General features: G+C 61.2%; 14 protein-coding genes. All 14 read right to left on the reverse strand.

All coding sequences use genetic code 11. The annotated features are described in order from the left end of the window. Window positions 1-34 precede the first annotated feature (34 nt). The 14 genes from fliM to HU739_RS09940 all read right to left on the reverse strand — a co-directional run bounded on the left by fliM (window position 35) and on the right by HU739_RS09940 (window position 14263). Window positions 35-1003 carry a flagellar motor switch protein FliM gene (fliM, locus tag HU739_RS09875; RefSeq protein WP_003222890.1) on the reverse strand — a complete coding sequence of 323 codons (969 nt, stop codon included), beginning with the start codon at window positions 1001-1003 and terminating at the stop codon, window positions 35-37. A gap of 9 nt (window positions 1004-1012) precedes the next feature. Next, window positions 1013-1516: a flagellar basal body-associated protein FliL gene (fliL, locus tag HU739_RS09880; protein WP_186550692.1), complete on the reverse strand. Its 504-nt coding sequence runs from the start codon at window positions 1514-1516 to the stop codon at window positions 1013-1015. Window positions 1517-1728: 212 nt separating this feature from the next. Beyond that, window positions 1729-3087: a flagellar hook-length control protein FliK gene (locus HU739_RS09885; protein WP_186550694.1), complete on the reverse strand. Its 1359-nt coding sequence runs from the start codon at window positions 3085-3087 to the stop codon at window positions 1729-1731. Window positions 3088-3193: 106 nt separating this feature from the next. Beyond that, complete coding sequence (locus HU739_RS09890) at window positions 3194-3541, reverse strand: Hpt domain-containing protein (RefSeq protein ID WP_186550697.1); 348 nt, start codon at window positions 3539-3541, stop codon at window positions 3194-3196. Between the two features lie 30 nt (window positions 3542-3571). Further along, window positions 3572-5275: an ATP-binding SpoIIE family protein phosphatase gene (locus tag HU739_RS09895; RefSeq protein WP_186550699.1), complete on the reverse strand. Its 1704-nt coding sequence runs from the start codon at window positions 5273-5275 to the stop codon at window positions 3572-3574. Window positions 5276-5280: 5 nt separating this feature from the next. Further along, the gene (locus HU739_RS09900; protein ID WP_186550701.1) at window positions 5281-5586 is read right to left on the reverse strand and encodes an STAS domain-containing protein; all 306 of its coding nucleotides are present in this window, start codon (window positions 5584-5586) and stop codon (window positions 5281-5283) included. Between the two features lie 190 nt (window positions 5587-5776). After that, window positions 5777-6226 (reverse strand): flagellar export protein FliJ, encoded by a 450-nt coding sequence (fliJ, locus tag HU739_RS09905; RefSeq protein ID WP_186550703.1) that lies wholly within the window; start codon window positions 6224-6226, stop codon window positions 5777-5779. Window positions 6227-6232: 6 nt separating this feature from the next. Further along, window positions 6233-7591: a flagellar protein export ATPase FliI gene (fliI, locus tag HU739_RS09910; RefSeq protein ID WP_186550705.1), complete on the reverse strand. Its 1359-nt coding sequence runs from the start codon at window positions 7589-7591 to the stop codon at window positions 6233-6235. After that, on the reverse strand, window positions 7581-8387 hold the full coding sequence (fliH, locus tag HU739_RS09915; RefSeq protein ID WP_186550707.1) for a flagellar assembly protein FliH: 807 nt from the start codon (window positions 8385-8387) through the stop codon (window positions 7581-7583). Before fliH ends, fliI begins: the two co-directional genes overlap by 11 nt. 4 nt (window positions 8388-8391) lie before the next feature. Beyond that, window positions 8392-9411, reverse strand: a complete 1020-nt coding sequence (fliG, locus tag HU739_RS09920) for a flagellar motor switch protein FliG (protein WP_039761172.1) — start codon at window positions 9409-9411, stop codon at window positions 8392-8394. Next, a complete protein-coding gene (gene fliF, locus HU739_RS09925; RefSeq protein WP_186550709.1) occupies window positions 9404-11191 on the reverse strand; it encodes a flagellar basal-body MS-ring/collar protein FliF in 1788 nt (595 codons plus the stop codon). Before fliF ends, fliG begins: the two co-directional genes overlap by 8 nt. 14 nt (window positions 11192-11205) lie before the next feature. Beyond that, window positions 11206-11535: a flagellar hook-basal body complex protein FliE gene (gene fliE / locus HU739_RS09930; RefSeq protein WP_186550711.1), complete on the reverse strand. Its 330-nt coding sequence runs from the start codon at window positions 11533-11535 to the stop codon at window positions 11206-11208. Between the two features lie 128 nt (window positions 11536-11663). Then, window positions 11664-13046, reverse strand: coding sequence for a sigma-54-dependent transcriptional regulator (locus tag HU739_RS09935; protein WP_186550713.1), 1383 nt, complete (start codon window positions 13044-13046; stop codon window positions 11664-11666). A gap of 5 nt (window positions 13047-13051) precedes the next feature. Next, window positions 13052-14263 (reverse strand): sensor histidine kinase, encoded by a 1212-nt coding sequence (locus tag HU739_RS09940; RefSeq protein ID WP_186550715.1) that lies wholly within the window; start codon window positions 14261-14263, stop codon window positions 13052-13054. Between the last annotated feature and the right edge of the window lie 32 nt (window positions 14264-14295).

Raw genomic sequence — 14295 nt, forward strand, 5'->3', positions numbered from 1 at the left:
CAATTCAGTTAAATACGGGGGTGAAAACGCCGCCTCAGCGACGCTCGATCGGCTCGATCACCTGCAACGCGAGGTTGCCTTTGTGCGAGCCCATCTTGACCTTGAAAGCCGGTACGCCGTTGGCGCGCATGATCATGTCTTCCGGCATTTCCACCGGGATCACATCGCCCGGCTGCATGTGCAGGATGTCGCGCAGTTTCAACTGGCGGCGAGCCACGGTAGCGCCAATCGGCACGTCGACATCGAGCACGTCCTGACGCAGGGCGTTGACCCAGCGCTCGTCCTGATCGTCGAGGTCCGACTGGAAACCGGCGTCGAGCATCTCGCGCACTGGTTCGATCATCGAGTACGGCATGGTCACGTGCAAATCACCGCCACCGCCATCGAGTTCGATGTGGAAAGTCGATACGACAATCGCTTCGCTCGGGCCGACGATGTTGGCCATGGCCGGGTTCACTTCCGAGTTGATGTACTCGAAATTGACTTCCATGATCGCCTGCCAGGCTTCTTTCAGGTCGACAAACGCCTGCTCCAGCACCATGCGCACCACGCGCAGTTCGGTCGGGGTGAATTCACGCCCTTCGATCTTGGCGTGACGGCCGTCGCCGCCGAAAAAGTTGTCCACCAGCTTGAACACCAGTTTGGCGTCGAGGATGAACAGCGCGGTGCCGCGCAGCGGTTTGATCTTGACCAGGTTGAGGCTGGTCGGCACGTACAGCGAGTGCACGTATTCGCCGAATTTCATCACCTGCACGCCACCGACAGCAACGTCTGCCGAGCGGCGCAGCATGTTGAACATGCTGATGCGGGTGTAACGGGCAAAACGCTCGTTGATCATTTCCAGGGTCGGCATGCGTCCACGGACGATGCGATCCTGGCTGGTCAGGTCGTAGCTTTTGACACTGCCGGGTTCGGCAGCGTTATCGGTCTGTACCAGACCATCGTCGACGCCATGCAACAGCGCATCGATTTCATCCTGGGACAGCAGATCCTGCACGGCCATGTCGTGTTCCTACTGCAGTACGAAATTAGTGAAAAGCAACTGTTCGATCACCACTTTGCCAAGCTCTTTCTGCGCCACTTCCTGGACGCTGGCGGTGGCCTTCTGGCGCAACATCTCCTGACCGACCGGGGTCGCCAGTGTGGCGAAATCCTGGCCGGAGAAGAGCATCACCAGGTTATTGCGGATCACCGGCATGTGCACTTTGAGCGCCTCCAGATCGGCCTGGTTACGCGCCAGCATGGTGATACTCACCTGCATGTAGCGCTGACGGCCATTCTGGTTGTAGTTGGCAACGAAGGCCGGCGCCATTGGCTCGAAGATCGCCGGTTGCTTGCCGACCGGCGCGGCATCGGCCGCCTCGGCGGGCTTGCTCTGGGCGCTGTGCATGAAGAACCAGGTCGCCCCCACGGATGCACCAATGGCCACCAGCAACGCCAGCACGATCACGATGATCAGCTTGAGTTTGCCTTTGGTTGCGGGGTCTTTTACTGCTGCAGCTTCGCTCTTCGCCATGCCAATAATCCGTCACTAATCGGGGGTTTCACAGTCGCACGGCAAGGCAAGAGCAAGTGTTATGCCAGAAGTGTCAGCGCTATCTGAACGGCGCCACAAAACCAATGTGGGAGCGGGCTTGCTCGCGAAAGCGGTGTGACAGACAACATCAATGTTGAATGTGACATCGCATTCGCGAGCAAGCCCGCTCCCACAGGGGGTACAGCGTCGTGTCAGGCGTAGTAGTCGACAGCGCTGCTGCCAATCACGCTTGTGGTTTGAGCAGCCACTTCAGCTACGGTCGCCGGGGTCAATTCTTCGTCTGCCGAATCCAGACGCCCACCAGCCGCGCGGGCGCGGCCCTGCTGATCCTGTTGCGCCTGTTCCTGGCCCTGCCAGCCACGATTCTGATCAGACACGTTGACGTCGACCTGACCCATGCCCTGCTGGGTGAACATCTCGCGCAAGCGGTGCATTTGCCCGTCGAGGGCTTCGCGCACACTCGGATGCGCACTCATGAACGTCACCTGGGTCTGCTGATCCGGGACCATGTTCACGCGGATATCCAGACGGCCCAGTTCAGCCGGCTGCAACTGAATGTCAGCGGCTTTGAGGTTGACGCTGGACAGGTACATGACGCGGTTGACCACCTCTTCGGTCCAGCCGCTCTGGTGCATGGCGATCGGTTGGTTCACCGGCAGCGCATTCGCGGTTTTCGGTGTCGCAGCCTGGGTCAGCGCTGCCAGACGGTTGGCGAAGTCGTCGACGCGGGTGTCGCTGGTGGCTGCTTTCAGATCTTTCAGGCCATCGTCTATCAGTCCGCTGAAGGCTTTTTCTCCGCCCTGGCTGGTGCTGTCCTTGTCGGCCTGTACGTCAAGCATGCTGGTCATGCTGGCGGCAAAGTTCTGTGCCGAGGTCAATTCGCCATCGGCCTGAGCCTGGGCAGGGGATGCTTTGGGTTGCGCCTGGCTGGCGGCGGAAATGTGCCCGCCCTGCTCCATCGCCATGCGCACGGCCGGCAATGAATCGAGCGGGTCGGCCGAGGGGTCGAATTCGCTGTCGGTCGGCGCCGGATCTTTGACCATGCCCGGCACGACCGCCAGCGTAGGGGCTTCGGTTTCCGGCTGGGCTGGCGTTGCGACTACCGGCGCTTGCACGACAGGTGTCGCCACCAGCGGCTGGACGACTTGCACCAACGCAGGGTCAAGCGCCGGGTCTACAGGCGCGGCATCCACCACAGGGGTTTGCACAGTTTCTGCGGCAGCGTCATCGGTAGCTGTCTCGCCGTCGCTGGCCACCGGTTCTTCGGCAGGCAACGCTTTGCCGCTATCGGCAACCGTCGGCTCAGGCGCGGCAGCGTTATCGTTGCCGACATCCTTTTTGCCGCTGTTGTCAGCGGACTTGTCACGTGCCGGTTTGACTGAACTGTCAGGGTTCACGGCAGGCTTGGCCGGCGCCTGATCGGCAAACACCTTTGCGAAGCTGGAAGCCTTGTCCCCGGCATCTGCGGCCACTGTCGACGTTTTGGCAGAGGCAGCTTGCGCCTTGGCCTGGGCGGCGGTCTGAAGAAGAATGTTGGGGGTCGCAGGCATGACACGGTCTCCGCTGCACTGGGATCGTAGGTACAGTTGAGGAAGATGACTGCAAGCGCCGGGCCAGTTTAGCCCGGCGCTTGAGAAAAGTGCCGGACGGCGGCGCTTAGTGGGTGTGGGTGTGGTGTTTTTCGTCTTCGTACACAGAGCGCACGTCAGCAAATTCCTTGTGGATTTCGGCGACCAGTCGAGCGAGTGCTTGTGGATTTTTGTCTTTGGCGTTCGACTCCAGCTCCTGGCACAACGCAGCCAGCCAAACCGCACCCATGTTGCTGGCGCTGCCCTTGAAGCTATGGGCGATATCGGACAAGGCTTTGGCGCTGGTGGTGTCCTGCAACTCCTGCAGGCGGCTTTCCGAATCCGCCAGAAAGGTTTCCAGCAACTCCTGATAGCCGTCTTCCATCACCTCACGCAGGGTGTCGAGGACGTCGCGGTCTACATGTGGGTCAGTCACTTGCTCACTCCTTGATCAAGAATGGGCGGATTATGCCTCAATCTCCCAGAAAAACTCCACGCGAGCACTACGACCTTGGTCCGACCACCGGGCGTTATGCCCTAATTGGCGGACCAGACTGACCCCGCGCCCCGACAAACGGACAGCATCCAGCGGTCGCTCCATGATCCGATCCACATCAAAGCCTTTGCCGCTGTCTTCGACCCGGACGACCAGACGCCCGCCCTCGCCCAGCGGCTCAACCTGCAGATGCACGCGGACGAAACCGTCCTGCAGAGCCTGTAGCCGTTCGTTGCGCAATTCGTAGTAACGGGCGAAACCCGACGCATCGCGCTTGAGACTGGAATCCAGCCCCAACACACCGTGCTCCAAAGCATTGGAATACAACTCGGCGAGCACGCTGTACAACGCGCCGCTCTGCGCGCGCAATCCATGTACCTCCTGCAGCAATTGCAGAAGAAACGGTAACGGATTGAAACGCTTGAGCGTGGCGCCGCGAAATTCGAAGCTGACCGACCAGTCCAGCGGGCACGACTGGCCACTGTCGGAATACATCGGCGCCGAGCCTTGCGCCTGCGCCGATTCGAGCAGGCTGACTTCAACCATGCTGACATCGTCGCGCGCCTGCCCGCGAAAATCGCGCAGGGCTTGTTCAATATCCTCGAATAGCCGGTCTGGCTCTCGATTAGCGGCAAAAACCTGCTGCAAGCGTTCGACGCCGAACAACTGATCGTTGGCATCGCTGGTATCGATCACCCCGTCGGACAGCAGAAATACCCGATCTCCGACCGCCATCGAATGCACTTGAGTGCGGTCGTCGAACGCCTGCGGACTGAGTACCCCCAACGGCAAATGGCGCGCGGCCAGCGGTTCGCGCTCGCCAGTGGCAAGGCGGTGCAGATACCCGTCGGGCATGCCGCCGTTCCACACTTCCACCGAGCGCCGCTCCGAACTCAGGCACAGCAAAGTCGCGCAGCAGAACATGTCTACCGGCAGGATGCGCTTGAGCTTGGCGTTCATCTCGCGCAACGTTTCGGCCAGGCCGTAGCCCTTGGCGGTCATGCCATAAAACACTTCTGCCAGCGGCATCGCGCCAACCGCCGCCGGCAAGCCATGCCCGGTGAAGTCGCCAAGCATGACGTGCATGTCGCCGGCCGGCGTGTAGGCCGCCAGCAGCAGATCGCCGTTGAACAGCGCGTAGGGCGATTGCAGGTAACGGATGTTCGGCGCGCTCAGGCAACCGGAATGCGCGACCTTGTCGAACACTGCCTTGGCCACGCGCTGTTCGTTGAGCAGGTAATCGTGATGTCGGGCGATCTGGTCGCGTTGTTCCAGCACCGTCGCCTGCAAACGGCGCAAGCGATCCATCGCCTTGATTTTGGCGGCCAGGATCACCTGGTTATACGGCTTCGCCAGAAAGTCGTCGCCACCCGCCTCCAGGCAACGGGCCAGCGCCTCGCTTTCGGTCAACGAGGTGAGAAAGATGATCGGTACCAGCGCTTCCCCTGCCAGTGCCTTGATCTGCCGGGCGGCCTCGAAACCGTCCATCACCGGCATCATCGCGTCCATGAGTACCAGATCGGGCTGCTGCTGGCGAAAAACCGCAACGGCTTGCGCGCCATCAGCCGCGGTCAGCACTTCATGGCCCTGGCGACGGACGATCGTCGACAGCAGCAACCGGTCGGCCGCGCTGTCTTCCGCGATCAGGATCGTCAGCGGCTCAAGCGCCTGCATGGCCGTCAACTGATGTCGAACAGTTTGTCGAAATTGGAGATCGCGAGGATTTTCTTCACGTCGGAGCTGCTGTTGACGACGCGGATGTCCGCGTCGTCGCCGCCCGCGTGGTCACGCAGCAGAAGCAACATGCCCAGCGCGGAGCTGTCGAGGTAGGTGGCTTCTTTCAGATCGACCACAATGGATTCGGGTTTCGTATTGAGTTTTTCATACGACTCGCGAAATTCCTGGTGGCGACCGAAATCGAAGCGCCCTTTGATCGCGATTGTCAGCTTGTGACCATCTGGCGAGACTTCTGTAACGACTGACATTGACTGGCTTCCTTGTCATTGACGAACCTGTACAAGGTTTAGCATCTGGATAGGGATGGGGCAAGGCGCAACGCTGGAACAAATGTGGGAGCGGGCTTGCTCGCGAATGCGGGTTCATCAGCAAAACATTGAGTGACTGACACTCCGCCTTCGCGAGCAAGCCCGCTCCCACAGGGGATTTGGGTGAAGGTTAGAAGGCATCACGCCGCGGCAGGCGCTGCGACAGTTCATCGAGCAGCTTCTGCTCACGCTTGTCTTCGAGGCGTTGCGCCTCGTCGCGATAGCGCTGGACCAGCTTGCGCAGGCCTTCGACGCGAGCGAAGGCCTGTTGCCAGGCTTCGCGGGCCTTGTCCAGATTGTTCTGGTGCCAGACCAGGCTCTGGCGCTGCTGATCAACCGCAGTATCGAGCTGCGCCAGAAAGCCCTGGAAGCCGAGCAGCCACTGCCCGCTCACACCGGTGCTGCCGCGCACGATCCATTGCTGTGAATAATCCAGACGAAAGGCATTGAGGTCGGCCAGCTTGCTTTCGGCAACCTTCACCTGCCCCTGAAAATAGGCGAGGCGCTGCACGGCGGTTTTCTCGGCCTTCTCGGCCATGTCCACCACCGGTGCCAGGCGCGCGGCGCGGCTGACGGCCATGAGCGGTTACCCGCCTGCCGCGGGGGCGAACAGGGTTTCGAGATAAGCCTGGCTTTCGCCCATGTTGATTTTGTCGTTGAGGCCCTGGCGCTGATACCTGACCAACTGCGGTTGCAGGGAAATCGCCAGGTCGGTCTCGCGATCGCCGCCGGCGACGTAGGCGCCGACGCTGATCAGGTCGCGGCTCTGTTGATAGCGCGACCACAGTTGCTTGAAATACTGCGCGCGCTGCATGTGCTCGGCCGAAACCACCGCCGGCATCACCCGGCTGATCGACGCTTCAATATCGATGGCCGGATAGTGCCCTTCCTCGGCCAGACGCCGCGACAGCACAATGTGGCCGTCCAGCACGCCCCGCGCCGAGTCGGCAATCGGGTCCTGCTGGTCATCGCCCTCGGACAACACCGTGTAGAACGCCGTGATGGAACCACCGCCCTTCTCGGCATTACCGGCGCGCTCGACCAGTTTCGGCAGTTTGGCAAATACCGACGGCGGATAGCCCTTGGTCGCAGGCGGCTCGCCAATAGCCAGGGCGATTTCCCGCTGGGCCTGGGCGAAACGCGTCAGCGAATCCATCAGCAGCAAAACGTTCTTGCCCTTGTCGCGGAAATACTCGGCGATGCGCGTGCAGTACATCGCCGCGCGCATACGCATCAGTGGTGCATCGTCCGCCGGCGAGGCGACCACGACCGAACGCTTGAGGCCTTCTTCGCCGAGGATGTGTTCGATGAATTCTTTAACTTCGCGACCGCGTTCGCCGATCAGACCGACGACAATAATGTCGGCCTCGGTGAAGCGCGTCATCATGCCCAGCAACACCGATTTACCGACACCGGTACCGGCGAAAAGACCCAGACGCTGACCACGGCCGACCGTCAGCAAACCGTTGATGCAGCGGATGCCGACGTCCAGCGGCACGCTGATCGGGTCACGGTTGAGCGGGTTGATTGTCGGGCCATCCATCGGCACCCAGTCTTCGGCCTTCATGCCGCCCTTGCCGTCCAGCGCACGACCGGCGCCATCGAGTACGCGGCCGAGCATGCTCATGCCCATCGGCAGGCGCCCGGTATCGGCCAGCGGCACCACACGGGCACCGGGAGCGATGCCGGCGACACTGCCGACCGGCATCAGAAAGACTTTGCTGCCAGAAAAACCCATGACTTCTGCTTCCACCTGGGACGGGTGGTAGCTGTCGTCATTGATCACCATGCACCGGGTGCCCATGGCGGCGCGCAGGCCTTCCGCCTCAAGCGTCAGGCCAACCATGCGCAGCAGACGGCCTTCGAGAATCGGCGCGCCGGCAATCTCGGTGGCCTCGGCATAGGTGCTCAGGCGCTTGGCAAAACTGGTGCGTTCAAGGCGCATCGCTGGCGTCCGCGCGCGGCTCGTCAGGGTCGACAGCCGCTGGGGTGTCCTCAGGGATTTCCAGGCTCAAGTCAGGCGCTGCGGGGTGCAGAGCCTGCTCGTGCAACTGGTCGAACAGTTTCGCCATAACCTGCGTCACCCGCGATTCAACGCTGGCGTCGATGCGGCTGTGCTCGGTTTCAACCCGGCAACCGCCCGGCAACAACGACTCGTCTTCGACGATGCGCCAGCTTTCTTCATGGCGCTCGCGCAGGGCTTTGACTTGCGCAAAGTCCTGCGGGTTGACGTACAGGCGCACGTTTTCAACGCCCAGCGGCAACAGCTTGAGCGCATCGCGCATGACGTGTTCGATTTGCGTCGAATCGATGGCCAGTTCGCGCTTGATCACCTGTTTGGTGATGTGTTGCACGAGGTCGACCAGCGACTTTTCAATCTGTGTGTCTTGTTCGGCGATCGGTTCGAACAGGTTGGCCATCAACAGCTCAAGGCTGGCGATTTTCGCCGCCAGGGCTGTTTCAGCTTCCTGACGCACCTTCAGCGTGGTGCTGTGAAAACCTTCTTTCTCGCCGATGGCGAAGCCCTCGTTGTAAGCCTCCTGACGGATGCTCTCGAGTTCTTCCAGCGTCAGTGGCTGGACTTCTTCCAGCGGCACTTCTTCCATTTCCGGCGGTTCGGGTTCCGGCTCAGGCTCGGGTTCCGGTTTCGGCGGATCGAAACTGGGCATTGCCCAGGATTCGAAGCCACGAACATCGCGGGCGCGGATCAGATCCGTCACAGACTCGTCAGGCTTGTCCATGGGCTTAGATCATTTCCTCGCCACCCTTGCCACCGAGCACGATCTCGCCGGCTTCGGCCATGCGACGGGCGATGGTGAGGATTTCTTTCTGCGCCGTTTCGACGTCGCTGACGCGCACCGGGCCTTTGGCCTCGAGGTCGTCGCGCAACAATTCGGCGGCACGTTTGGACATGTTCTTGAAGATCTTTTCCTTGACGCCTTCGTCCGACCCCTTGAGGGCCAGCACCAGCACGTCGGAAGACACTTCGCGCAACAGCGCCTGAATACCGCGGTCGTCGACGTCCGCCAGGTTGTTGAACACGAACATGAGGTCTTCGATCTGACCGGACAGGTCTTCGTCGACTTCGCGGATCGAGTCCATGAGCTGGCCTTCGATCGAACTGTCGAGGAAGTTCATGATGTCGGCCGCACGTTTGATACCACCCAGGGTGGTGCGCGAGGCGTTCGAGTTGCCGGAGAACTGTTTCTCGAGAATCTGGTTGAGTTCTTTCAAGGCCGCCGGTTGCACGGTGTTCAACGACGAAACGCGCAGAATGATGTCCAGACGCACTTTGTGGTCGAAGTTGCCGAGCACTTCACCGGCCTGATCCGGGTCGAGGTACGCGACCACGATCGCCTGGATCTGCGGGTGTTCGTAACGGATGACGTCGGCCACCGCGCGCGGCTCCATCCATTTCAGGCTGTCGAGGCCGCTGGTGTTGCCGCCGAGCAGGATGCGGTCGATCAGACCGTTGGCCTTGTCCTCGCCCAGGGCCTGAGTGAGCATCTTGCGCACGTAGTCGTCGGAACCGACACCGAGGCTGGTCTGGTCGCCGACGATGTCGACGAATTCGCTCATCACCTGCTCGACCTGCTCGCGGTGGACGTTACCCATTTGCGCCATGGCCACGCCGACGCGCTGGACTTCTTTCGGGCCCATGTGGCGCAGCACTTGCGCAGCATCGGTCGACCCCAGGGACAGCAGCAGAATCGCGGCTTTGTCGACCTTGGTCAGTTTGACGGCGGCGGCTCGGTTATCACTCATCTGCGTTAATCCACTCTTTCACGACCTGAGCCACGCGACCCGGGTCTTCAGCTACCAGACTCTTGATTGCATTCAGTTGCGCGTCATAACCCTCGCTCGGGCTCGGCAACAGAATGCTCTGCGGACCACCGAGGCTCACGCGGTCGTTGGACAGTTCGCCATCCAGGCCGCCCATGCCACCGAGTTCCACGTCGCTGCCCAGACCGGCCAGCTCCTTGCCTTTGCCGCCACCGGTGATGTTGTTGAGCACCGGTCGCAGCACACCAAACACCAGCACTAGGATGAACAACACACCCAGCACTTGTTTGACGATGTCCCAGAACCAGGGCTGGGAGTAGAACGGAATATCGGCAATCACTTCGCCGCGCTCGGCGGAGAACGGCATGTTGATCACGCTGACGCTGTCGCCACGGCTGGCGTCGAAACCGACGGCGTCCTGCACCAGCCGAGTGAAGCGCGCCAATTCGTCGGCAGTCCACGGCGCCCTGGTGGTTTCACCGTTGGCCGCATTGACCTTGACCTGATCGTCGACCACTACCGACACCGACAGGCGATTGAGACGACCCTGCTGTTGTTTGGTGTGGCTGATCGAACGGTCGAGTTCGAAGTTCTTGGTCGATTGCTGACGCTTGTCGGCCGGGTACGGCGCGAGCATCGGCTGACCGGTGGCCGGGTCCATGATCTGCTGACCGTTCGCGTCAACCAGCGGTTGGCCCGGTTGAATCATGCCGGCCGGTGCGGCGGTGCCACCGGTGGTTTGCGGCGCCGAGGCCGGCGACGGTGGCTGGTTGCTCAAGGCACCCGGCACACCTTGCGGGCCATTGCTGGCGGTGCGTTGTTCATTGACCGACTGTTCGCTGCGCAACGCCGGTTGATCCGGGTTGAACTGCTCGGCGGTCGACTCAACGGCGCTGAAATCGACGTCGGCCGAGACTTCAGCCTTGTAGCGATCGTTGCCCAGTACCGGTTGCAGAATGTTGTGCACGCGCTGGGTGAGCATGCTTTCCATGCGGCGGCTGTAATCGAACTGCTTGCCGGCCATGGTCATTTCGGAGTTTTCCGCCTGATCGGAGAGCAGGTTGCCCTTCTGATCGACGACGGTGATCTGCGATTTGCTCAGCTCGGGAACGGAGGTTGCCACCAGATTGATGATCGCCACCACCTGACCCGGCTCCAGCGAACGACCGCTGTACAGCTCGACCAGCACCGAGGCGCTTGGCTTGCGCTCGTCACGGACAAACACCGAACTTTTCGGAATCGCCAGGTGCACACGGGCACCCTTGACGTTGTTCAGGCTGGAAATGGTCCGCGCCAGTTCGCCTTCGAGGCCGCGACGATAACGGGTCGCTTCCATGAACTGGCTGGTGCCCAGACCTTGTTCCTTGTCGAGGATTTCGAAACCGATGTTGCCGTCGCTGGGAGTGACACCAGCGGCGGCGAGTTTCATCCGCGCACGGGACAGGTCGTCGGCCTTGACCAGCAAGGCGCCTGAATTGGGTTCTACGTTGTAAGGAATGTCAGCGGCGGCCAGGGTTTCCATGACCTGTTTGGCGTCCAGGCCGGCAAGGCTGCCGTACAAGGGACGGTAATCCGGCTGCTGCGACCACAGCACCACGGCAAAGCCAATCGCCACGCTTGCCGCCAGACCGACCAACAGGCCGACCTGACGCAGCACGGTCATCTGGGAAAGGTTTTCCAGAAAGGACAGGCCGAACAGCGGCGGTTTGCCGTCGATCGGGGTGGCCTTGGCCGGAACGTTATCAGCGACTGCTTCTGCCATGACTTATTTCGCCCTTAAACCGGCATCTGCATGATGTCTTGGTAAGCCTGAACCAGCTTGTTGCGCACCTGGGTCAGAGCCTGGAACGACACGCTGGCTTTTTGCGAAGCGACCATCACGTCCGTCAGGTCGACGCCGCTCTTGCCGATTTCGAAAGCGTTGGCCAGTTGAGTCGAGGCTTGCTGGGTATCGCTGACTTTATTGATCGCCTGACCGAGCATGTCGGAAAAGCTGCTGCCCGCCAGTTCAGGGACAGCGGCAGTCGATTTACGCGCAGACATGGCATCCACTTTCATGGCCTGCATGTCCATCATCAACCGATTAAATTCAATACCTTGGCTCATGGTCTACTCTCTTGGGCGGCCCGCAATTTTTTGACACTCACTCGGCGGGTACACAGGTATTAGCAACAAGGGTGCCAGCTCATGGGCACCCTTCCTAGAAAAGCATTCTGAATGTTTTGCAGTAGCGCTCAGGTGGCGAACAGATAGCCTTCGACATCCATACCGGCATCGCGCATTTGCGCCAGTTTGTAGCGCAGGGTGCGCGGGCTGATGCCGAGCTTTTCTGCCGCTTCCTTGCGCCGGCCACGCTCGGCGCGCAGGGTGTCGATGATCATCTGAAACTCCCGGCGGCGCAGGTCATCGCCCAGGGCGCCGGCCGAATCCACGTCGATTTGCACTTCGCGAATCGCCGGCGCTGCGACCGGCAAAGGAGCGAATGTCACCGCACCGGCCAGGCAGAAATCCTGCGGCTGAATCAAGCCGCCCTGCTGCAAGATCAGCGCGCGTTGAATGGCGTTGTCCAGCTCACGCACATTGCCCGGCCACGGATAAGCAGTCAGGCAAGCTTGCGCTTCGGGCGACAGTTTCGCCGCTGCGTGCTTCATTTTATTGACGTGTTTGGCCAACAACTTTTCCGCCAGCGGCAGGATATCGGCAGTGCGCTCGCGAAGTGGACGCCAGGCCAGGGGGAAAACCGACAAGCGGTAAAACAGGTCTTCACGGAAGCGCCCCGCCGCCACTTCACCGGCCAGATCGCGGTTGGTCGTTGCGACCACGCGAATATCCAGGCTGATCGGCTTGCGTGCGCCGACCCGCTCCACTTCGCGCTCCTGCAACACACGCAGCAGCTTGGCTTGCAGCCCCAAGGGCATTTCGGAAATTTCATCGAGCAGAATCGTGCCGCCTTCGGCCTGTTCGAACTTGCCGGCCTGTGAAGCGATGGCACCGGTGAACGAACCTTTCTCGTGACCGAACAACGTGGCTTCGAGCATATTGTCAGGGATCGCGGCGCAGTTAATCGCGATAAAGGGCTGACTGGCCCGCCGCGATTGCTGGTGGATATAGCGCGCCAGCACCTCTTTACCGGTGCCGGATTCGCCGGAAATCAATACGGTCGAGTCACTGCGCGCAACCCGTGCCGCCAGTTCCAGCAACTGCGCGCTGGCAGGTTCGACCGCCACCGGGCCGTCGTCTGCGCTCGCCCCGAGGCTACCCAACGCATGCCGCGCAACGAGATCGAGCAGCGCTTTGGGTTCGAACGGCTTGACCAGATAATCCGCTGCGCCCTGGCGCATCGCATCGACCGCACGCTCGACCGCGCCATGGGCGGTCATCAGAAGCACCGGCAATTGCGGCTGTCGCGCACGCAGCAGGGCGAGCAATTGATGACCGTCCATGCCCGGCATGTTGACGTCGCTGACCACCAGGCTGAACGCTTCTTGCGCGACCGCCGTCAACGCCTCCTCGGCGCTACCGACGGCATGATAATCATGACCGGCGAGCAGCAGCGTATCGGCCAGCGCTTCGCGCAGAGAACGGTCATCCTCGACCAACAACACCTTGATGCCCATGAGGTTTATTCAGCTCCCTGTGCGGCGGAAAACAGCGGCAGGATGACCTGCGCACATGTGCCGCGTCCGACCCGCGAACGCAGCAGCAATTCTCCCTGATGCGCCCGGGCCACTGCCTTGACCACGGTCAGGCCAAGGCCGGTACCAGTGACTTTGGTGGTAAAAAAAGGCTCGCCGAGGCGCGCCAAAACGGTCGGCTCGATGCCACTGCCGCTATCGCTGACGCACAGGCGCAGCGTGTTATCGCGGGTGTAGCAATGCACTTTCAAACGCACATCGGCGGCGCTGGCCTGGATGGCGTTTTCAATCAGATTCAGCAGCGCGCCGACCAGCGTGTCGCGGTTGCACAGCAACTCACCGGTATGGCTGTCGCACTGCCAGCGAATCGGCAAATCCTGCACATGGGTCAGCGCCGCGGCTTGCAGCGATTGCATCAAGGCATGAGGTGTAAGGCGGTCGGTCAGCGGCAACTCGCCGCGAGCGAATACCAGCATGTCGCGTACTTGATGCTCCAGCTCATGCAGACGCTCCTTGAGGCGTCCGGCGAAACGTTGCTGGGTTTCGACCGGCAACTGCTGCTCAGTCAAATGACTGGCGTAGAGCAACGCGGCGGACAGCGGCGTGCGGATCTGGTGCGCCAGCGAGGCAACCATGCGCCCCAGCGAGGACAAGCGCTCATGGCGCGCCAGTTGATCTTGCAGATGACGGGTTTCTGTCAGGTCGTTGAGCAGCACCAATTGCCCCGGTTCGGCATCCAGCGAGCGAGTGGCAATCGACAGGCGCCGACCGTTTTTCAGGGAAATTTCGTGACCGTCGTCTTCACGCGGCGCGAAGCAGCGAGCGATCACCTGGCGCCACAACTCGCCTACCAGCGGCAAGCCGAGCAAATCGATGGCGGCCGGGTTGGCTTCGCGCACGATGCCGCGACCGTCAAGCACAATGACGCCGCCGGGCAACAGATCAAGGAGGTTTTGCAAACGATTGGCCAAGCGCTCTTTTTCCGCCAGCTCCTGCATGCGCTGGGCGCTGACCACTTCCAGCTCACCCTTGAGCTCGGTGACCCGCGCTTCCAGCAGGCTGTAGGAGTCGGTCAACTGGCTGGACATCTGGTTGAACAGCGCGAACGCCTGCTCAAGTCCCTGACGGCTTGCCTGCTCCACGGATGAGGGTTGCCCCACGATGTTGGAGGCAGAAGAGATCTGGGCGACTTGGGGCATTGTGCTCTCTCGCTTGGCTGACCGTCAGTGAA

It is taken from the genome of Pseudomonas hamedanensis (genome assembly GCF_014268595.2).
Lineage (GTDB): Bacteria > Pseudomonadota > Gammaproteobacteria > Pseudomonadales > Pseudomonadaceae > Aquipseudomonas > Aquipseudomonas hamedanensis.